The sequence below is a fragment of the Flavobacterium sp. T12S277 genome (genome assembly GCF_048514875.1).
Classification (GTDB): domain Bacteria; phylum Bacteroidota; class Bacteroidia; order Flavobacteriales; family Flavobacteriaceae; genus Flavobacterium.
Window position 1 is genome coordinate 137873 of sequence record NZ_JBLYEG010000015.1, and the last position, 21992, is coordinate 159864.

A 21992-nucleotide genomic window follows, 5' to 3' on the forward strand; every position below is an offset into this window, starting at 1 on the left:
TACCTTTTTAGTTGATATTTTAATACTTCGGAGAGCGGGCATTAACCTTTTAATGGTTATTACTTTAATAATCTTCCAGAAATTGTTTAGCTTGATTGCGTTCAGGATTATCAGGAAGATACATTATGTCAATGCTATCGTATTTTACTAATTTATCATTGTCATAAAAACCCTCATAAAGGTTGTTGTTTATTTTAAATCTGTAAAGACCTCTTATAGTTCCTTTTGATCCAACGTCTTTAACATCATATAGATAAGCTTTTATTTGCTTGCCGTTTTCTTTTAAATCTGAAACTCTGATTTCAGGTCTAATTCCTACATACCAAAACATAATTATAATAATAACAAGCCATATAAAGCTCTTTTTGTATTTGTTTATAAGTTCAAAACTATTTTGCATTTGGTTTGTCTTCTTTTCGTTTACTATATTCCGCAGTACCTCCAGCTTTGCCAAGTGTCCTTTGATTACATAAATGCGCTGCCCAAATGTCTCTGACTTTGAATTACAACTAACAAATATATTTAAAAAGAAGCTAAATTTAATAGCATCAATAAGTCAATTAAAAATGGCAGAGACTTTTGAAATGCTTATGAGCTATAAGTAACAAAAAAAAACTGCGCAAAGTCACAGACATTTGCGCAGCTTTTCATAAGGAACTCTTCGGGCAGCGGGGTACATTACCTCTTAAACACTACATCATTTTAATTTATTTATTATATAGGTGTATGGTATAATTGTAAAAATGAAAAGAGAAAAAAATAGGAGTGAAATTCTAAAAGACTTTTTTGCCTCCCATTTTGAAAAAAAATTGCCACTTCTTTCTGAAAAATACAAATCGGGGTATTTTCCTTCTTCAATCAAATTATACTCGTTACTAGTTATAGATATTGAATGTTTTTTATTATTATATAAAAAATCCATTTCATAAGACTCTCCTCTTCCGCCTCTATTAATTCTTTTCTCAACAAATGAATATGACAATGACTTGTTATTAATGAAGGATGATTTAAATTCTAAATAATTATAAAAAGAAATAATAGAAATACTAATAAATAATAGCCCTAATATAAATTTAAGAAGTCTTTTTTTTTTCATTTTATTTTTGTTGTGTCCTGCGCTTTGTTTACAGAAGTTTTTGAAGTAGTATATTATCGAGGTTAACATTATCCCCGATCTTTATATATAACTTTTGCTGTACCCTAATATGTGTGAGAATAATCTCTATAACCGATGAGTATATTGTAGGTGTAATAAAATCTTTTTTTGATATAGAAGAAGAGACGAGCAATAGGTCGCCTCTATTTCTATTCAATAATTAATAACTTATATTCTTTTCAGCTTGTTACTTCATTATTTTATAAAAACACCTAATCTGTAACATTACCCAGCGGTGAGATTATCTTTGTCGCTGTGAAGTCAGAGACATTCGCCCAGCAGCTACACTTTGCGGAGCGGGGTATCTTCAATATTCTTGCCGCACTTCTTATTTTTAATCCTTCTTTGATAAACTGAAAAATCTTTTCGTTTGTACTTGATTTATAAGCATTACTACTGTAGCCCTCCATTCTTGTTTTCTTGCAATTTGAATACTTAAATCTAATCTTTCTCGAAGAATTAAAACCATATTTACTTAATTTTTCCTTCATATACACTACAGACCTTTCTATCAAACCACACAGTTGATAAATTACTAGTAATATTAAAACATAAAAGATGAGCAGTAATGCTCATCTTTTATGTTTTTTTGATCATATTTATTTTTAATACGTTGGAAATCTAAAATCTTGTATGACTAACTTTGAAACACTACTAATTGCCAAGTATTAACATAATTGTCATAACTAATATGGAAATAATAAAATAACATAATAGCACAATAGAAGGAATTGATAAATATAATGGAACAAATGTTTTTTTCTTGCTTTTTTTTAAATAAAATTTTAAGACATCTATTGTTAAAAAAAAAGACCAAATAGCTGATGGCAAAATTAAAAAATACCCTAAAACAGCTCTAAATCTCCGATAAAAATCATATTCGTCACAATAATGCAATTGAATCAATCCACATATTATTATTAGAGTAGCTAAAAAAAAATTAATAATTGATTTCTTTTTCATGTTCTTATTTTCTATTCATTATATAGTTAAAATATTTGTGTCCATTATTTATCGCTCTTTGATCAGCATCTGAATCCATGAATCCTCCACTCCTATCAGTTGAAAAAATAGTGGATAAAAAATTATTTGCATGAGCGCCTGCTTTTGCTTCCAACAAAGAGTATTTATTATATCCCATCCAAGCTCCCCACGCAAATTGAGCAAAATCAGCAAAATTATAGATGCTTTTCTGATTGGTTACTCTAAAAAACATTCCATTGCCCTCACTTACACCATCATATTCTGTACTATAGGTGTTGAAAATATCCCTTAATTGATTAAAACCAAAATCTCCAGATGTATATGATGTAAGGCCTGTTTTCACATATGAACCCGTGTACATATTTAAATAGTCTCGAACAAATCCGCCTCGGGATAATAAAATTCCTAAAAATGCATTAGATACTGGAGTATACAACTTACTACCTTCTTTAATTTCTTTTAACCAAATATTATCAAATTTAGGATCATTGAAGAATAATCGTGTTCCATCTTCATCAAAATACCTATTTGGTTTACCATTTTTAATAACATGAGTAACAATTCCAAAAGAGTTAACTGTTATATCATCTGATGGTGTATCATTATTTTTATTTTTTTTGCTCCCATCAGTATTCAATCCTTGTTTAGACATTGCTGCTTCAAAAGAGCCACTTGCATATTGTCCAGTTTGAAAATTAAAATCACTCATCCCATCAGGATCAATAAAAAATATTGGATTATTAAGAGCATAAGTATATGGATTAAATTTTCTTGAAACTTCTGCCAATGGGTCAATATTCATCCAACGGCCTAAGGCTGTGTCATAATTACGTGCACCATAATCATAAACATTAAGCTGTAGCTCATCCTGCAATTCCTTACCATTGTACTTATACTTATAAGGATTTACAAATTTTCCTTAAACGTAATTACTGCGCTTTGCCAATCGTTATGTAATTCAAAGAACTTACTTTCCGTGACGAAAATAGAAGTAATCTTACGAAATTCCTAACTATATGCCATAAAAAAAACCTATCAAATCAATGATAGGTTTTGGATTCGATTAGTAAATTAACAACCGATATATTAAAAATATGGATGCTAAATTGGAAAGAATCTATTGATTAGCTCCCGCTGTTGCAAACTGTCTGCTTTGAAATACTTTTCCGTTGTTCCAGGCCACTTATGACCCGCCAGTTCCTGAACATGTTCCAAAGGCAGTTTCTTTTCGTTGAGCCAGTTGCAAATAACGCTCATTCTGATAGTTTGGGGGTTGAGGTTTTTATCTGGGAACAATGCTTTTAACGGCTGAATCATGGCATGGACACTATCAACAGTTATTGGCTTTCCCAGTTTTCCAATGATGAGTTTATCGGTTGTGCCTCTGAGCATTCTGGGTCTTACTTCGTTGATGTACTTGGAGAACAGAAGTATCTGCTTGGCTAACAATTGGAGTCTTCTGCTGTTGAGGTTGCTGGATGCTTTGACATAGATTGTTCCAGCATCCAAATCAATATCCTTTACATTGAGCCTGATAATCTCATCGCTGGTCAAACCTTGGTAAATAAGCAAATTCAAAAGAACGTTGTTTCTGGTATCCAAATTCTCGTATCGATTTTCACGGGTTAAAAGCAGTTGAAGTTCCTCTGAGCTGAACAAATCCTGAACCTGTACTGCCTGATTGCTGTTGACTTTGATATTAAGCTTCTTGCACGGATGGTCTTCTCTGTATCCGCTCATAACAAGATAATCATAGTATTTCTTGATAGCTGAGAGGATAACAACCCGATATTTGGCATTGGGCTGTTGCTTTCCGATTTGTTCCATGTACTCAACGATATTCCTGTATTTGTATCGTTTGGCTTTGGGATTCATCACTAAAAAGTGATTAATGGCAAACATGTAGCTCTTTACAGTCTGCTCGCTGTAGCTTTGGAGCAGGAAATCTTCAATTTTGAGTTTATTCATAGGCTTGTTGCTTAAAAGGTTGTAATAGGTTTTCTTCTCTTGTTCTTGACAGCATAGATATAGGTGGTATTGATTTGGGAATGACCTAAAAAACCACGTATAAAATCAATACCTGCGTTCTTTTCCATCAGATGGCTGGCGATGCTGTGCCGGAGGCAGTGAAGCGTTATGTCCTTCTGGATTAGCTCATAATTGCTGGTCTGTTCCAGTATTTTCTTTAAGGTATCGTTGAGGTATTCGCCATTCATCCGCTTCCCGTTATCATGAATAAAAAATGCATCTTCATTCTGGTTACTGCCTTTCAGCTTTTCATATCGCTCTTCGGCTATGTATCTCTTGATGTGACCCGCAACCATATCACTCATGGGAACTTCACGTCTCTTACTTCCTTTACCGTCTCGGACAATGAGCATTCCTTTTGAGAGCTGAATATCCCGTGTGTTTAAAGCCACTAATTCTGACCTTCTAAGTCCGCAACCATAAGCCACTGATAATAAAGCCCGCTGTAAATCATTTTCGCAATGCTGATAGAGCATTTTGATTTCTTCAACGCTCAGGGCATTTCTGGAATTTCCGCTGTCTCCTGAGTAACTTGGAACGTAGTAAGCTTTTTCAATCTGCTTGTTCTCCAAAAGGTTGAAAACAAAAAGACCAAGAGCAAACAAATGAAATTTGATAGTTTTTCCTGCCAGTGTTCCTGCTCCCCGCTTTTTGGGTCTGCTGATTAAATGGTCGTAATAGCGCACCGATTCTTTGCCTGTAACGCTTTTTATCATAGTGATTCCTGATTCTTCCAACCAGATAAGAAATTCCAATACAGCATTCTGGTACATTCTGGAATTTCCAGTCTTGTAATTTCTTACTTTGATAAATTGGTCGTAATCATTCAAAAGGTTCTTAAATCTTGAGGTCTGTATTGTTGTTTTCATTGGTTTTGTTGTTGTTTTTTAATCATCATTTTAAAACTTCCCTTATGCACATTTTCCAATTCTGGGAACACCAGCGTTATATTACCAGTAATTACTGGGATTGGCGTGTTCTTTTAGGTGTTTTTCAGCTTGTCTAATTGTTTGTTGAGGTCTTCCTTAATCTTGGCTTTTATCTTTTCCAGATTATCCCAGTAGCTTATCACATACTTAAATCCTTTGTTTGGCGAGCCTTCAACTGCCTGAATGTATTCCAGTTCCTGCAAGGTCTGCATGTATTTAAAGGCTGAGGTCTTGCTGATATTAAGCTCCTGTCTGATTTCTCTGGTCGTAAATCGGTGCGTTGTTCCGCTCATCTGGTTTCTGAGGTATCCTTTCAGCTTTTCAAAGAACTGTCTGGTGCTTTTATCCAGTTCATCCACTTTGATAATGATGGAACTAAAGAAAATCTCAACGGCTTTTCTCACATCTTCTTCGGTAGCTATGAGTCTTCCTTTATCATCTGCTTTTCGCTGGTACTGGTTCAGGATTGTAATCTGAGCAACAAAGCTCTGAAACTGGGCGTTGAGTCTTCTGAGCATTTTGGCTTCCAGCGGTAACATAAGCTTATCGGCAAACGGATTCACGACTTCATAGCTCTTTAGAACCCGCAGGCAGTTTCTCAGTAACTGTCTGGCTTCCTGTTCACGCTCTGCGTTGCTGATACCTGCATTTTTCTGATTCTGCACTGTGATTATTCTAAGGGTCTGCTCAAGGCTTTCATCCACTCCCAAGACTACAGAACGGCTCATGTTATCATAATAAACCTCTGCTTTGGTCGTGGCGGTCAGACTTGCAAAATGGGCTTCAACCTTTTTCATCTTTGCTCTGTTGTTGCCCAGCAGGTCTTTCACCACTGTGGAGCTGTTCAGAAATCCAGCAGACTGCATTTCCCTGAATGCAAACTGCGCATCTTCGTCCAGACCGTCAAAATCCTGTATGAGTATCAGTTTGTTGATGAGCTCTTTCTCTCTGTAGTGATACAGCGATTTGCTGGTAATTCGGGTCATGTTAAGAACGTCTTCCTGAGGCATGCACTGCGCAATTCCGTTTATGAGGTGTGATTTGCCTTCTCCAGAGCTTCCCTGTATGAGTCCGTGCAGGGTATTGGGCATTTTGTAGCTCGATGCCAATACAAACATCAGAATCCTGTTGTCTTCTTCTCCAACAATTCCGCTTTGTCCGAGCAGTTTGTCGATACTTTCAAAAAGCTTGGGTTTAGAGAGGAACTGCACTGCTTTTTCACTGGCTTGCGGTGTGAGTTCCTTTTCTGAATATTGGTCAGTTACTGGATTCATTTCAGTGTTGAAGAGATTTTCCCTGTAGTCTTCCAGAAGGTCAGTGAACTGCAAAAGGTCAGCTTCCAAAAGCGTGCTGTCAAATCCGTGTTTCTCGCTGAGTTCCCTGCACTGATTCTCTACGCTGGTAAAGTCAAACAAATCAATCTTCACACGCAGTCTTTTCTGGCTGTCATTTGGAATTATCTGGATGGTAAGCCTCAGGTTTCCTAAATCCATCGGCAGGCTTCCAATCACATAGAAAGTTCCTGTTTTTCCTTTGTAACTGATTTTGTAGTCGCTTAGAATCTCCAGTGTTGGGATTATCTTCTCTTTTACTGGATTCTGTAACATGTCAGTAATTCCAATCGTTCCGTAATTCAGCCACATATCGTTCATGTTATGTCCGTCTGGGAGCTGAATCATGCTTACTGGCAATTCTGGTCTGATGTTCTGTATCTGGGTTCTTATGTTGTTTTGCATTTTCTTAGTTTTTTATGATTATGATTTCTTCAAGTTCGTACAGTGATTTTAAGGCTTCAATGTGCTGTGGCAATAGCTCTCCGTTGTGTATCGCCATAACGGCATCCCTGTTCTCCAGTGCTTTGGACTGCATAAGGCTGGCGCAGTCGATGACCGTTGGAGCGAGATAGAGTCGTTTGGTCAGCGGACTGGGATAAGCTGGATAAATGCCTTCACTGTTGAGGTATTCTTCTTTTACTGTTTCGAGCTTGATGCGTAGAGCGAAATAATTTACGATTCTGTTTTCCTTGTTCATGAGCGGAAAAATCAGTCCATATCCGCCAAACACCGTATAAGCTGTCAGGTCTTCCTGTCTGACACCTGCATCACTCTTTTTAAGCACTCCTAGAGCTTCAAATTCATCTTTGGACTCTTGGGTTTCTCTATGATGGAATTGTCCAGAATTGAAGCCAATTCTAAGTTCTGCATAATCCAGTCCTATGTTTTTTAGGTAGTCTTTGGGTTTTATTGCTTTGGAACTTCTGATGCCAGTTTCAAATGACTGGAAAAGTGTTTCTAATGTATTTTTCATAAGCTTTATTTTTTTTAAGTTGGGTAACGTATGGACATAGGTATCCTGCTTCGAGCATTAAGTCGAAAAAAAATATTTTATTTAAGTAGGGTTTATTTTATTTTTTTAAGCAGAACAGGAGCCCATTCTTCACCTTCAAAAAACATATCGAAGTGAATGAATTTTGCAAGAGTATCAGCATCATCAAAAAGATTCCCTTCTAACATTTTACCAAGGTCTCTCATATTATCAAAATCAAACTTAATCTTATCTGTCGGCTCTACTTCCAGTAATTTAATCGTATCTCCAATTGTCCTATGCCCCATATGGCTTGAAAGAGCAGAAAACACTTGTTTTGAGTAATGGTATTTTTTTACCATATCCAATGCCCATGCAATTTCAAAAGCATTGGTCTTTAAAGGCTTCAAATTAAAATCAAAAGATGTTTTCTCTTTAATCTCTGCTAAAAATCTTTCGCTGAATCGTTGTAATTCTCTGTTGAGCGTTGAAGATGTCAATGGCTTGCCTGTTTTATAATTCATATAAAGACTGTCCTCAAAATTCACGATAGGAAGTTTAGCATATGCCTTTGCAATATTTTGATTCATATCAATATTAATCGGTCGTAGTATAGATTCATCTTTCCTGTATAGCCATAATTCAGGCTTACAAAAACCATCTTCATATTGAACTACATCATCCCAAGTTATACTGAGCAGAGTTCCTATTTTAAGTCCCCATTGCGCACCATGGATACATAAAAGGGCATGACCATATTCGTCATGCTTCCATAACCATGTTCCAAAAAGAACTAACATTTTACTACTCCAATGTTTTTGACTATCGCTCATATTGTTGTATTTTCAAATTTACATTACAAATGTAACACATGTTTTTGGATTACACAAGTTATTTTCAGATTTATTTGTATTTTACAACACTTAAATTTACACGTTTAAATATAAGTTACTGATTTCCTGCTCTCTAATACCTAAGTAGATTTTTGTTGTGGATACGTTAGAATGATTAAACAGTTAGGATAACAATAGCAGTGCTTGGTCACTGTACTTGTTCACTTCCCAAACCCTGCGACCCAGTGTTTTACGCATGAAGTGGCTGGAATACTGACCTCTGACCTTATATTTGGTAAAAATGTCTTTCAGCTTGCTGTTCACATATTGGATACTGAACGGCTTTTCTCCTGAGCGGTTGGCGAACATCAAATCAGTTTCGCTGGCTTGAAGGTGAACGAACAACCTTTTAAGTATGGTCTGCAACTCTGGGTTGATGGTCACTTTTCTGGTCTTTTTGGTTTTCTTTTCCGTGATGGTGAAGTAATCCTGATTCAAAACCTCATTCCATCTTAGTTGAAGCAGGTCTGAAATTCTCAGTCCAATGTAAGAACCCGTCGCAATGAGTAGCGCAAATTTCAGGTCATTGTCCCGCTCCAGTTTCAAAACGATGGTCTGCATCTTGTCCCACTCTAAAAAATCACTTGTTGTCTTTTGTCCTTTTAATGCCATAATTCTTGATTTTAGTTTCACTTTTCTACCTTAAATATATGTATCTGAAAGCGGTCGATTCTCCATGTTCCGTAAACCGCTGATTTCATTGGGTTTACATGGTCGCTTTCACTTCTGCGGAAAAGTGAAACAAATGTCCAGGTCTATTTTGGATTAAACAAGAAAAATCCTGGATTTCCTGGGCTCACAGCTTTTTCGGGTCATTTCAGAGCACAAAAAAACGAGGTCGTTAGCCTCGTTCTTTGGATTGTATCAATCGTGAAAACTCTGAAAATTCATGGTCGGTAAAATTTTCCCTTTTAAAATTAATTGGCAGTTTGAGCGGTTGTGACCTCAATACCTGTTTGAGCTGAGAAAGTTTAAGCTTAATTTTCATAGCCTGTAGCGTTTGTGCTGTTACTGATAAAATCCCAGTCTTCTCCGCTCAGACCGTCTTTGGACATGTAGAACAATCCTGCTTTGTATCGGTCATAAATACTTACATCGGTTCTGTCGTAGTTGAAGTAGTCCTGAATATCCGTTACAATCTGCTCATAAAGCTTCTTATCAGCAATGTAGACAACAAAATGATTGTGACAGCCTTTTCGATTTGGGAACGGCTCAGTAGTAAAGAACAGTCGGATTTCTGTTGATGCTCCGTATTTTTGGTTCAGATAATCATAGAGTCCATGCATCTGCTTAAAACAACTGGTCTTATTGCGGTCTGTTTTGTAAGCTACGGTAAAAAAGAAACTCCAGTCCATCTGCCAGAAAGTATGCTGTAGGCTCTGTTTATCAGCCAGACAGTCTATAAGGTTTCTCATGGATTGGTTTTCCTGTCTGAGGGCTTTGTTCTCATCGAACATGATTTCACTGTCGAAGTATCTTGCATGGTCAACGGGGAAAAGTCTTTCTCTGTTTGGCTTTTTAGTTTCTAAAAATAAGTCTTCATTCTTTTTGTAAAATCGGTAGATGGTGCTTTTACTTGATTTTGTGCTTTTTATAAATTTCTTTAAATCTTCATATTTCATTTCTTAGTTGGTTAGTATCTCGTTATGGTTAGATACAGGAACTCCATACAAGGAGGTTAGTCAAGCATCTTTACAATAAATACTAACGAATCTCGAAAAGTGTAGCTTTTTGGCACTTTTTTTTCAAAAATATTTTTTTGGATGGGAAAATATGTGTTCCAAAATGAGACACTGGTCAGTAGAATTTGAAAAACTGTAGAGTTTTCACTTGAAACACGGATGGTATCGGTTGGAATAGGTACACAATTTTATAGTACGGGGAGGTAATTTGAGATTTAAATCGTGAAATTTAGTACTGAAACAGCCGATACAGGGAGAGAGGATGTTCTGAATTCCATTTTTCTATTCTATTGAGGCTTCCAAGTAGTTGCAGGCTAACATGAATTCTATTTTAACAGTTTGGTACATCTTAAAGTACTATAAAAGCAAAAGCCACTCCGTTATGGAATGGCTTTTTGATTCTCTTTTTGGCACGGATTACAAATCTAACTTTATTGATATATCTAAGCGGTCACGTACACTACCCATCTGATATATTTCCGTGTTTCTAATCTTACGATACCCTGTATTACTTACTCATATCCAAGTATTCATTAGCCATTTTTTTAGTTTTTTCATCTACAGCTTTTTCATCATATGTAAGAATATCAAATACATCATAGGATGCTTTTTTATAGTGATACTTATTAGACATAATTAATGAATAATACAAAAGTCCTGCTAACTTTTGTTCTCCCATATAGTGAATCCCTTTTAATTGATTATATGCAAGCGTATCTCCACTATACAAAACAAGTTTTTCTAAGCTATCCATTAATTTTTGATTAGATAATTTTTCCCTAAAAACAGTCCCAGAGTTTTCGTCTGTATAATTAACTTTTGCCTCTTCCTTTTTTTTACATGAAAAAAATAGTGCTAAGATTATAACAACAATTATAATATTTGATTTCATAATTTATTTATTTTAAACTAAAAATTTTTTCTACTAACTTCAACACCATTTTTATATGCTACTAAATCACCGTCATTCTTACCCGAATACATAACTTTAGATACGCCTGAAATCTTATATTCACAAGGTCCAGTATTTTTATCTATTTCCCTATAATTTACGTATCCATCTGCACCAATCACTGTAATATTAGGATACGCTTCTGATATCATTTGAGCCAAACTTAAGCCATTTTTCCCAATTCTTGCAGACTCACATGTCCAAAGAGATAATGTTGTTCCCTTTTTACCTTTGGCTTCATCCCATTGGTCATTCAAGGCACTCATCATTTTATCAAAATCCTCTGCATTTCGTACAGTGAATCTTCCTAGCTCATCAAACATGAACTGAACAGCACCATGACCAAAAACAGTAAAACTTCTATCGCCTTTTTTATATTTTCTTGATTTCACAACACCATCAAAACGATTATTTCCTGAAGAAAAGAGACTAACAGGCTCTTCATCCTCACTCTCATCTTCTTCACTTTCGTTAGATAAAGATTCTAAATATGCTTTGAATGATTTATTGCTTTCATTTGAAATCTCAGCTTGTTCTTCTAAGTATTTCCCCATTGAACTACCATCATCTTTCCCTTCCTCTTTAATTTTTGATGTATCAACTAACATTCCATCTGGGTCGATAAAATAATTTGGATTATTGTAGGCATAGTTATAAGGAGACCAGCGTCTTGATAATTCAGCCAACGGGTCAATGTTCATCCATCTACCAAGTGCAGGGTCATAATTCCTCGCTCCATAATCGTACATGTTAAGTCCCAGCTCATCTTGCAGCTCTTTTCCGCTGAATTTATACTTATAAGGTTCTGCAAACCTTTTTTATATAAAATAACTCCTTGTAAAAAAATCTCTATATAAGAACGTCCGATTACATTTTTCAATAATACGAAAGTAGATTTAGTTTAATTATTTTCCTAATAAAAATATAATCTAATTTATCCCACAAAAAAAGCCCTCATATCTGAGGGCTTTACTATTATTTTAGAATATTTTTTAAAGATGTTTTCCAATATGACCAATAAGAATTTTACCTTTTTCAATATCTTTATTTCCTTCATGGAAATAGATTCTACGATCATTGCTAAAAGCACCCTTATCATCTAAACTAAGTTTTAAATGTATTTCGCAGTATACATCTTCATCTTCTCCATCTGCTTTTATAAATGCAAAAGTCATTTTCTTTTTTTTACTTATGTCTCCCTCTATTGAAGCAGATTGTCCGTCGTGATTATAAATGACATTAAAATTAGCCAATGTATTTACTCGACTGTACGGACTTGTTTTTGATGGTGGAAATTTATCATTCAATTCGGATAAATGGTGAATCAATTTTTTCACACAATCCGGAAATAATTTTTTTACAGTAGTTTTATTATCCTCGTGAAAAAACAAAGCTTCGAAATATATTTTACATTCCTCAATGAAAAAATCAGTATCTTTTGGGTAAGTAGCTAAAAAAAATCTTTTAAAATTAAACCAACTGTCTATACCGTAAATTAGCTGATATTCAGGCGAAACATTTTCTATCTGGTTAAATGCAATTAAACCGTAACATTCATCTACATTATGATTTGGCAGGTAAACTTCACAAATATCTTTTATTGAATCAGTAGTTTCTTGTAATTCCCATATGATTCTTAATTGTTGAATTATATCTCTATCAATTAATTGGATAGATGGATCATAAAGAACATCGCTAATAGTTTTTTTATCAAAAATTTCTATATTATAAACATCTGGGTGGCAAAAAATTTCATTTCCAGAAACTCCTTTTATCCTTCTTAAATCAATTGCAAAATTTTCAATCTTTTGTTCAATTTCTATTTGAGAAGCACCATTAAATTTAAAACTTTCGGGGATAATAAAAAAAGTAGCTTTCATATCAATCACGAGAATATTTAAAAATCGAAGAAATATCAATATCCTGTTGATCGAAGAAACCAGCTGGCCAATGCTCTACTTTGCCTTTTTCATTAATTTGCAATTCATAATGTTCAAATTCTTCATTAAAATATAAAATATTAATATCAGAATTATCTATTTCTATATTCTTATTTAGTGATGCTACTCGAAGTCCATTTAAGATATGTTCACTATGAGACTCTATAAAAACCTGAACTCCCGTGGATGCAACTCTAGCAAAAAACTCACTAATTCTAGATTGAGCTCTCGGATGTAAATGAGCTTCTGGGTTTTCTATGATTATAACTTCTCCAGGTTTGGATATCAATCCCGTTATAATTAATGGTAAAATATAACTATACCCAAATCCAATATTGATTGGTTTGTATGTTTTGCCGTCTTTCTTATTATTCATTAATAGACTCAAAACACTACTTTCGTCCTCTTTTCCAATCAAATTTAAATGAGCACCATCTAAAATATAATTTAGCCATTCTTCTGTTTGTTTTACAATCGAATAAGAATCATTTCCTAAGTATAATTTTTCATCTACAGTTAACTCTAATTTCTCTGAATAGAAGAGCACATTAATAGCATATTCTCCTTTAGCACCGGTATGAATGCTTTTAGGGATGGAAATCTTTTCTACATATTTCTTTGGCCCAATTCTATCTGCTGATACATAGTGAATGTTTTTAAAAAATGTTGAAACTTGTTTAACGTCTAATATTTCTTTATCAAGAAATAGTTTAGCATTTAACGTTAAGTTATCTTGTTCATTTTCTTTAATAACGTATTGAATTGTTGTTTCAACTCCGATGTTTATATCAAAACCAATATTAATTTCTCTTTGAGTAGTGTAGCTGTTTTTAATATCAGCATACCCGCCTAATTCTATATAAGAACTATTTAGATAAATGGGATTTTCTTCTTTATCCCAGATATTCCAATTTGATTGTGTAATGAGTAATATAGACTGTAATAAAGATGATTTTCCGCGCCCATTGATACCTGTTAATAAGTTCAGTCTTTTTGTTTTAAAAGTAGTTTCATCTTTAAAACACTTGAAATTTTTAAGTGTAACTTTGTTAATCATGGGTGTTTTGTTTTAAAATTTCCTCTGCTAAGCGAAACCTGTCATCTACTTTCGTTTTACTATTGGTAGAGCGAGTTACAGCATCATAATAAATATTATCTTTTATTAGTTCATTATAATTTTTTTTAAGCATTGCTTTATTTCTACTAATAAAATCATCAGACATCGTAGATATTGAATAACAAATAGTTTCAAAAATTGCCATATTGATAGTTCCTCGAGTTCTGTCTGTTGCTATTCTAAAATTTTTATCAGCCCATATTTTATATGTCCATTCTATTACTCTTTTAAAATCAACCACCACTCTTCCTATTTTTTCATCATCCCACATATTGATTTCTTTCATCGCATTTTCAACAAAACCACTTAAATTACCATCATATTTGTTTTTAAAGTCAAAGTAATTAAATGCTATATATCGTAAAATCAATTCCCTGTCTTTCATTCGTATAGGACTTACACCATAAGAAATTGCTTTTTTGAAATAATCTTGTTCTGAAAGTTCTTTTAATAATTTTGTAGATTTACCAATATATATGCAGTTTCTAACTTCCTGTCTATTTAATTGGGTTCCTCCGGTGTTTATCCTATTAAACAAATCGTAGACTACCTCCATCGGAGTAGATGGCTTTAACACAAAGATATTCAGCTTTTTATCCTCAAATTTTGTTCGTAAAATTTCGGGTAGCATTTCAAATGTACAATCATTGTATTGCGGAATAGCATCTAAATCGGTTAATTTAAATTGGTTTTTATAAAAAGATTCTAAAGTTGAAGTTCTTTGTAGTCCATCAATAATCATATACTTTGATTCTGCTGTATTTCCTTTTTTTTCAAGAATCTCATTTAAATAAATAAAAGGAATAGGGAAATTAAGCAGTATAGATTCAATGAATTTAGATTTAGACTTATCCTTCCAAACCAAATTTCTTTGAAAATCAGGTTGTGTGATAATTTTCCCTTTATCTTTTTGACGCAAATATTCAAATACAGAAAATTGTTCTGCACTCATATCTAAATCATTAAGTGTAGGTTCATATGGATATAAACTAGATCGGGAGCTATCCGTAGTGTCGTCGCTATCTAACTCTAAAATTTTATCTTCTATTTCGTTTTCTTCCATAAATTAAAACTATTTATTACAAATTTATAATAATAAATCTAAGTAAAAACATTGTTAGGAAACAATGTGATTCTGCGTAGTCTCATTTTTTTAAAACTAGAAATCTACGCTAAGTTATGATATCTAATTATACAAAGCGAATAAAATTAAATCATAGGAAAATATCGGTTGATCATTTCCCTTTGCTGAGAACTGTTTACCTTAATATACTTCTCTGTAGTTCCTGGCCATTTATGCCCTGCAAGTTCTTGAGCCCTTTCTAAAGTAATCTTTTTCTCGTTGAGCCAGTTGCAGATTACGCTCATGCGGATGGTCTGCGGATTAAGTTTCCTGTCGGGAAACAATGCCCTGAGCGGATCAATCATTCCATGAATACCGCCTACTGTAATAGGCTTGCCTAGCTTGGTAATAATAAATTTCTCGGTTTTACAACGCAGCATTTCACCTCGCGTTTGGTTGATATAATTGGAGAATAAAATCATCTGTTTTGATACCAGTTCCAGCGTTCGCTTATTGAGCATATTGGAAGCTTTTATATAAATAGTTCCATTCTCCAAATCAATATCTTTTACCGTAAGCTTTATAATGTCATCGCTGGTGAGTCCCTGATAAATCAGAAGCGACAGCAATACGTTATTTCTAATATCTAAATGCTTGTACCGGTTTTCTCTTTCTAAGAGCAGTTGTAATTCCGAGCTACTGAACAGATCCTGCACCTGTATTGCCTGATTGCTGTTCACTTTAATATTCAGGCGTTTGCATGGATGGTCGGTCCTGTAACCGCTCATAACCAAATAATCATAATATTTTTTGATGGCTGATAAAATCACAACCCGATATTTACTGTTGGGCTGCTTTAAGCTAATTTCATCCATATACTTTACAATATTCTCGTGTTTGTATCGCTTGGCTTTGGGGTTTAATTTTAAAAAATGGTTGATGGCAAACAAATAGCTTGACACCGTTTGTTTACTATAATTTTGGAGCAGGAATTGCTCCAGTGTTTGTTTTGTCATAACAATTGTTTAAAAGGTTACTATTGGTTTTCGTTTCTTGTTTTTGATGGCATATATATAGGTTGTATTGATATCGGAATGCCCGAGGAAACTGCGTATAAAATCAATACCTGCATTATTCTCCGCCAGATGATACGCAATACTGTGACGCAGGCAATGCAGGGTAATATCCTTTTGAATCAGTTCGTACTTTTGGGTTTGCTCAATCATCTTTTTAAGTATCTCATTCAGGTTTTCGCCAGTAGCTCGTTTACCTTTACTATTGATAAAAAATGCCTCTTCCATTTGGCTTTTCCCAACAAGCTTTTGATTGCGCTCTTCCAGTATGTATTTTTTGAGGTATTTCATAACGGTATCGCTCATTGGGACTTCGCGTCTTTTGCTTCCTTTTCCGCTTCTGACAATGAGCATTCCGCTGTTTAACTGTATATCTCTTAAATCCAGCGCATTTATTTCTGATCGGCGAAGCCCGCAGCCATAGGCTACAGACAGTAAAGCCTTTTCCATTTGATTTTCACAGTTTTGATAAACGATTTTAATTTCTTCCACGCTCAGGACATTTCGGGGATTTTGAATACCTCCACTATAAGCAGGTATATAATACCCATTTTCAATTTCCTTGTTTTCCATAAGGTTCACAAGGAACAATCCCTGTACAAAAAGATGAAACTTGATACTTTGCTGTGATAGTGTTCCTTCACCCCGTAGCTTTGGTCTTGCAATGAGATACTCATAATATTTCACGCTTTCTTTGGTCGTTACATCTTTAATCTTATTGATTCCTATTTCTTCGAGCCATGTCAGAAATTCCGTCAGGGTGTTTTGATACATGCGTCCTTTTCCCGATTTGTAATTCCGGACTTTTATAAAACTGTCAAAGCTCTTGGCAAGTTTTTGAAAATCTTTGGTTTGTATGGTCTTTTTCATTGTTTTTAGTGTTCTTAAATGATGGTATTTTTAAGTGGTCGCTTGCGCACTGCGTGGAACACGGAACGCCAGTATCGTATTGGTAGTATTTACTGGGGCTGTGGTGTTCCGCTGGCGTTCCGGGGCGTTCCATTTTTATTTTTTTAAAACGCTTCTAGTTGTTTGTGCAGATCTTTCTTTATTCTATCTTTCAGTTTTTCCATATTGTCCCAGTGGACAATCACATATTTAAAACCTCTGTTTACTGAACCTTCAATTGCCTGAATGTATTCAAGTTCCTGTAACAGTTGCATATATCTAAATGCCGATGTCTTACTGATATTAAGCTTATGACGAATCTCTCTAATGGTAAAACGGTGTATTGAGCCGTTTTTTTGGCTCTTTACATAGCCTTTGAGGTTTTCAAAAAACTGCCTTGTGCTTTTATCGAGTTCGTCCACTTTGATAATGATGGAATTGAAGAATATATCCACAGCATATTTTATATCCTCTTTGGTGGCAATCAATCTGCCTTGTACATCGGTTTTTCGCTGGTATTGGTGCAGGATAGCAATCTGTGAAACAAAGTTTTGGAACTGACTGTTAAGTCTTCTGAGCATCTTGGCTTCAAGGGGAAGCATGAGTTTGTCCGCAAAAGGGTTCACGACTTCATAGGATTTCAGAACACGCATGGTATTTCGAAGCAACTGTGTTGCCTGCTGCTCATTTTCATTATTGCTTTTCCCTGCAATTTTTCTGTTCTGAATTTCGATAATTCTCATCGTCTGTGCCTGGCTTTCATCCACACCTAAAATGACCGAACGGCTCATATTATCATAATATACTTCCGCTTTAGTGGTTGTGGTCAAACTTGCAAAGTGCGCCTGTACCTGTTTCATCCTACCCCTGTTATTACCAAAAATATCTTTGACCACAGTAGAACTGGTTAAAAATTTAGCGGACTGCATTTCCCGAAAAGCATACTGCGCTTCTTCATCCAGCCCGTCAAAATCCTGAATCACGATCAGTTTATTAATAAGTTCTTTGTCCTTGTAATGGTAGAGCGATTTACTGGTAATGCGGGTCATGTTCATTACATCTTCCTGAGGCATGCACTGGGCAATTCCGTTAATCAGGTGGCTTTTTCCCTCACCGCTGGAACCTTGTACAAGCCCATGCATGAGGTACGGCATTTTATAGCTTGAAGCCAATACAAAAAGTAGCAGCCTGTTTTCTTCTTCCCCGACAATACCGTTTTGTTCCAAAAGTGTATTGATATTCTCTAACAGATTGGATTTGGAGAGAAAAGCAATGGCTTTTTCATGTGCCTGTGGTGTAAGTTCCTTTTCGGAATACTTATCCGTTACTGGGTTGATCTCCGCCTCAAAAAGTAAATCCCTATGCTGTTCCAAAAGATCTGTCAGCTGTACCAAATCCGTTTCCAGTTCCTGATAATCAAAACCTTGTTTTTCGGATAGCTCAGTACACTGGTTCTGTACATTTGAAAAGTCAAATAAGTCTACTTTCAACCGGTGTTTCTTTTGGGTGTCCGTCTCTACAATTTGGAGTGAAACCCTCAGATTTCCCAAGTCCATCGGTAGATTACCTACGACATAAAATGTTCCAGTAGTTCCCTTATAACTAATTTTATAATCGTTGTGTACCTGCAAGGCGACTCCTGATTTTTCAGTTTCTGCATTTTTAAAAAGCTTCAGTATTCCGTCCGTTCCATAATTGACCCAAATGTCATTGAGACTGTGTCCTTCTGGCAATTCCACCATTGACAAGGGCACATCGGGTTTTAGCTGCTGCATTTGTAATCTGATCTTTTCCATAGTTTTACCCCTTTATGATTATTATTGCTTCTAATTCATGTAATGCTTTGATAGCTTGTTGATGTTGTGGCAATAATTCTCCGTCATGTAGTGCTATAACCGCCTCTCTTTGGTTAAGTGCCTTGCTTTGAAGAAGGGTGGCACAATCAATAACTGATCCCACGATAAATAATCGTTTGGTCAGAGGATGCGGATAGGCAGGATAAATGCCTTTATCATTTAGGAATTCTTCTTTTGGTGAGTCAAGGTCAAACCGCAGGGCAAAAAAATTGACAATCACATTATCTTTGTCCAGCAGTGGAAAAATAAGACCATAACGTCCGAAAACAGTATAGGAGGTCATATCTGTATCCCATCTAATCGGAGCATAACTTTTGGTAAGAAGTCCCAAGCTTTCAAAGTTATCTTTTACCTCTTGCGGCTTACGGTGGTGGAACTGTCCGGAGTTAAAGCCAATCCTAAGCTGGGAATAATCCAACCCGATACCCTTGAGGTATGCATTGGGCTTTAGGGCTTTGACACTTCGGATTCCTGTTTCAAATGAGCGGAAAAGGCTTTCTAAATTTTCCATAAATATTTAATGGTTTTCCATTATTTTCAGGCCGTAAGGTGACCCGTAGCCGTTACAGGACTGTGTTGTTTTAGGGAAAGGAGAATGGGAATACTTTGGATAAAACCTTTGATTAATACAAATAGTAATTGCCTAATACAAGGGAAATCATTTTTCTTTCTTCACCAGCCCGCTAAAAATAAAAAGCCATTTTGGATGGTCTTTTTTCAATCCGTTTATTTGTCTTCTAACAAATATAAAAATGCATCTTTGAAGTGATCCCGACAGTGATATTGTTGGCGTAGTTTGTCTATTAATGGCGTAATGTATAAGACAATATGTTTTTAGAAGGGAAATACAATTCAATAAAACTTGAAGACAGCTATCTAGCAAAATTAAAATGCACAGGAGCAACAATTTTTATTAATCCATGAGTAAAACGAATTGAGAGGCGGAGACCTTATGGGATAAATTAAATATTTGCGGTAGAACATAAATGAAAAATTGTATTTTTGTAATGACCGGCAAGTAAAAAAAACGCACAGATGTATCATATCCTTTTTTTATATACGATACATTGAAAATCATGTTTTTTACATTGCATAGATTATCATAACTAACGATTACCTTTGAATTTATGAGTACGACAACAAAATCAAATCATATAGGACGCAAAATCAGCCGTATCCGTGAACTACGCGATATTAAGCAAGATGCGTTGGCACAGGCACTGGGAACCACCCAACAGGCAATATCTATTATGGAAAACAGTGAGACAATTGATGAAGAAAAACTAATTGAAGTGGCAAAGGCTCTGGGGGTTAGTACTGAGGCTATAAAGAATTTTTCTGAGGAAGGTGTTATTAATTATTTTAATACATTTAATGATCAGAGTTCTGGGTTTAATACAAATTGTACATTTAATCCTTTAGATAAATTGATCGAGGCATACGAAGAAAACAGAAAGCTTTATGAGCGTTTGTTAGAAGCGGAAAGGAGAAAATAACCCTCTTAAGCTTATTAAATAGTGATGATTATAATAAAGCATACCTATTAAATTATCCTCTTCTATAAATAATTCTATCGTTTAATAATTTCTATCATTTCTGATGCTATTTTTTAAGGTAGTTTGTTTCGAATTGACCTGTAAGCTGTATCATCTTTTGGGACAAAACGGCTAATTCTATTGTTTCTTTTTCCAGCTTGTATAAAGAGGCGGCGGCTTTCTTTTCGGAAAAATTGCGATACAATAGCTTAACAACTTGATTGTAATTAACGCCAATAGCCCTGAACTGACCGTATAATGTAGTCAGTCGCATATAATAATCCATGGTGGTCTTGTCTATTTTTATTGTTTTAATAGTTTTTTGAAAGATACAGGCAGTTATAAAATGTGCCATTACATTCATTCCTGAATGTTCAAACAAGGAAAGAAATCGGGCATTTTCTTCAGCGTTCAAGCTAATGGAATAGCGAAAAACGGCAGGATCTTTCTTTAGATGCCTGCCGCCTTTTTTTTGACGAGAGTTATTACTGTTTCCTTCCATATTTAAATCAATTCGTATTATAGACGCAAATTTACTTCCTAGTCTTCTTCAGCTAGCATTCGTAGAACCAAAAGGAAGTATTTGGCTTTTACTGTCCAGGTAGAGAACATCCATTAAGGCACGACAAGCATTATAAGCTATTGAATTTTATGGCTTCATTTGACAGGATTGTATAAGGTTATGTACAGATTGATTTTATGTTTTTCTAAAACAATAAAAGAGAAATAATAAAAAGAAAACGAAGGTAGGTCGGGTTGTTTGGCTAACCAAAAGACTACGGCATAATGTCTTGCTCGCATACTCGCAATCCACCCTTACGGGACTTATTCCGTTTCCTTTTGGCCTGCCCACAACCCGTCCTGTAAAATTGCTTTCTTTTTCTTTTTTCCGGTTTTTCTGTTTTCTTTTGAAATAATATATTTTCTGGGTGTTTATACAGATTTAATTATACCTGCGCAATTGCGCTTAAAAATTTACTTTTATACAGTAGTGCATATCTATTTAACTACAGGCTTGCAGATTAGCATACATGGAAACATGTAAGCGTGCATACGTGAATACATGCAAACGTAAAAGCATAAGAGCATGCAAACATAAAAGCATACAAACATAAAAGCATGAAAGCATGAAAGCGTAAAAGCGTAAAAGCATGAATGCATGAATACGTAAATACATAGGTAAGTAAATACACAAGCTACCATTCCAGAAATCTATAATATCACTGAAATATACCTATTTAATCTCCATCTAATCTACAATAGAAATCCTTTCAGTTATAAAGGACATCGCCGGGCAGCCTTCATGGCTGCCGAAATTTATTCCCGTTCTTAATTATCGAAGCAGATTCCGATAATCCCTGCTTTTAAGAATGTTTTTCAATAACATTATTTCTACCAATCGAAAAGAAAAAAGGGTGTCAACCCTTTTAATTTAAATCCATTATTAAAAAGTTGTCGCGGGACAACGGCATCCTAAGTTATATCCAAATAAAAAATGAAAAATATTATGATGAACCAAAAAAATATTGAAACAAGCGTTTGTGAGACGAAATTAAAGGGCATAAGAAGTCAATCGGAAGATTATTGTCATC

At 35.0% G+C, this 21992-nt stretch carries 20 protein-coding genes and 1 pseudogene; 1 reads left to right on the top strand and 20 read right to left on the bottom strand.

Features of this window, described 5'->3' with window-relative positions; all coding sequences use genetic code 11:
* Nucleotides 1–64: 64 nt before the first annotated feature.
* The 19 genes and pseudogenes from ACN1CN_RS19335 to ACN1CN_RS19425 all read right to left on the bottom strand — a co-directional run bounded on the left by ACN1CN_RS19335 (nucleotide 65) and on the right by ACN1CN_RS19425 (nucleotide 19376).
* Entirely contained in the window at nucleotides 65–454 is a 390-nt protein-coding gene (locus ACN1CN_RS19335) for a hypothetical protein (protein ID WP_419136902.1), read from the bottom strand.
* A 243-nt stretch (nucleotides 455–697) separates the two neighbouring features.
* Nucleotides 698–1096, bottom strand: coding sequence for a hypothetical protein (locus ACN1CN_RS19340; RefSeq protein ID WP_419136904.1), 399 nt, complete (start codon nucleotides 1094–1096; stop codon nucleotides 698–700).
* 1027 nt (nucleotides 1097–2123) lie between these two features.
* Nucleotides 2124–3014, bottom strand: coding sequence for an RHS repeat-associated core domain-containing protein (locus ACN1CN_RS19345; RefSeq protein ID WP_419136906.1), 891 nt, complete (start codon nucleotides 3012–3014; stop codon nucleotides 2124–2126).
* Nucleotides 3015–3241: 227 nt separating this feature from the next.
* On the bottom strand, nucleotides 3242–4108 hold the full coding sequence (locus ACN1CN_RS19350) for a tyrosine-type recombinase/integrase (protein WP_419136907.1): 867 nt from the start codon (nucleotides 4106–4108) through the stop codon (nucleotides 3242–3244).
* An 11-nt stretch (nucleotides 4109–4119) separates the two neighbouring features.
* On the bottom strand, nucleotides 4120–5037 hold the full coding sequence (locus ACN1CN_RS19355; protein ID WP_419136908.1) for a tyrosine-type recombinase/integrase: 918 nt from the start codon (nucleotides 5035–5037) through the stop codon (nucleotides 4120–4122).
* 113 nt (nucleotides 5038–5150) lie between these two features.
* A complete protein-coding gene (locus ACN1CN_RS19360; RefSeq protein ID WP_419136909.1) occupies nucleotides 5151–6833 on the bottom strand; it encodes a hypothetical protein in 1683 nt (560 codons plus the stop codon).
* Between the two features lie 4 nt (nucleotides 6834–6837).
* Nucleotides 6838–7404 carry a hypothetical protein gene (locus tag ACN1CN_RS19365; RefSeq protein ID WP_419136911.1) on the bottom strand — a complete coding sequence of 189 codons (567 nt, stop codon included), beginning with the start codon at nucleotides 7402–7404 and terminating at the stop codon, nucleotides 6838–6840.
* Nucleotides 7405–7496: 92 nt separating this feature from the next.
* Nucleotides 7497–8234, bottom strand: a complete 738-nt coding sequence (locus ACN1CN_RS19370) for a hypothetical protein (RefSeq protein WP_419136913.1) — start codon at nucleotides 8232–8234, stop codon at nucleotides 7497–7499.
* Nucleotides 8235–8417: 183 nt separating this feature from the next.
* Nucleotides 8418–8906, bottom strand: a complete 489-nt coding sequence (locus tag ACN1CN_RS19375; protein WP_419136915.1) for a tyrosine-type recombinase/integrase — start codon at nucleotides 8904–8906, stop codon at nucleotides 8418–8420.
* A gap of 365 nt (nucleotides 8907–9271) precedes the next feature.
* A complete protein-coding gene (locus ACN1CN_RS19380; RefSeq protein WP_419136917.1) occupies nucleotides 9272–9916 on the bottom strand; it encodes a hypothetical protein in 645 nt (214 codons plus the stop codon).
* Nucleotides 9917–10484: 568 nt separating this feature from the next.
* A complete protein-coding gene (locus ACN1CN_RS19385; RefSeq protein ID WP_419136918.1) occupies nucleotides 10485–10868 on the bottom strand; it encodes a hypothetical protein in 384 nt (127 codons plus the stop codon).
* A gap of 665 nt (nucleotides 10869–11533) precedes the next feature.
* Nucleotides 11534–11728, bottom strand: a pseudogene (locus ACN1CN_RS19390) (RHS repeat-associated core domain-containing protein); the annotation flags it as partial.
* Nucleotides 11729–11920: 192 nt separating this feature from the next.
* Nucleotides 11921–12808, bottom strand: coding sequence for a hypothetical protein (locus tag ACN1CN_RS19395; RefSeq protein WP_419136919.1), 888 nt, complete (start codon nucleotides 12806–12808; stop codon nucleotides 11921–11923).
* Between the two features lies 1 nt (nucleotide 12809).
* Nucleotides 12810–13925, bottom strand: coding sequence for an AAA family ATPase (locus ACN1CN_RS19400; protein WP_419136921.1), 1116 nt, complete (start codon nucleotides 13923–13925; stop codon nucleotides 12810–12812).
* On the bottom strand, nucleotides 13918–15048 hold the full coding sequence (locus ACN1CN_RS19405) for a DUF262 domain-containing protein (RefSeq protein ID WP_419136923.1): 1131 nt from the start codon (nucleotides 15046–15048) through the stop codon (nucleotides 13918–13920). Before ACN1CN_RS19405 ends, ACN1CN_RS19400 begins: the two co-directional genes overlap by 8 nt.
* Before the next feature lie 146 nt (nucleotides 15049–15194).
* The gene (locus ACN1CN_RS19410; RefSeq protein ID WP_419136925.1) at nucleotides 15195–16064 is read right to left on the bottom strand and encodes a tyrosine-type recombinase/integrase; all 870 of its coding nucleotides are present in this window, start codon (nucleotides 16062–16064) and stop codon (nucleotides 15195–15197) included.
* A gap of 9 nt (nucleotides 16065–16073) precedes the next feature.
* Nucleotides 16074–16991 carry a tyrosine-type recombinase/integrase gene (locus tag ACN1CN_RS19415; RefSeq protein ID WP_419136927.1) on the bottom strand — a complete coding sequence of 306 codons (918 nt, stop codon included), beginning with the start codon at nucleotides 16989–16991 and terminating at the stop codon, nucleotides 16074–16076.
* Nucleotides 16992–17134: 143 nt separating this feature from the next.
* Nucleotides 17135–18805: a hypothetical protein gene (locus tag ACN1CN_RS19420; RefSeq protein WP_419136929.1), complete on the bottom strand. Its 1671-nt coding sequence runs from the start codon at nucleotides 18803–18805 to the stop codon at nucleotides 17135–17137.
* 4 nt (nucleotides 18806–18809) lie between these two features.
* Nucleotides 18810–19376: a hypothetical protein gene (locus ACN1CN_RS19425; RefSeq protein ID WP_419136931.1), complete on the bottom strand. Its 567-nt coding sequence runs from the start codon at nucleotides 19374–19376 to the stop codon at nucleotides 18810–18812.
* A gap of 616 nt (nucleotides 19377–19992) precedes the next feature.
* Here ACN1CN_RS19425 and ACN1CN_RS19430 point away from each other — a divergent pair.
* A complete protein-coding gene (locus tag ACN1CN_RS19430) occupies nucleotides 19993–20361 on the top strand; it encodes a helix-turn-helix domain-containing protein (RefSeq protein WP_017496777.1) in 369 nt (122 codons plus the stop codon).
* 106 nt (nucleotides 20362–20467) lie between these two features.
* Here ACN1CN_RS19430 and mobA read toward each other — a convergent pair whose 3' ends face one another.
* Complete coding sequence (mobA, locus tag ACN1CN_RS19435; protein ID WP_419136933.1) at nucleotides 20468–20902, bottom strand: conjugal transfer protein MobA; 435 nt, start codon at nucleotides 20900–20902, stop codon at nucleotides 20468–20470.
* Nucleotides 20903–21992: the final 1090 nt, after the last annotated feature.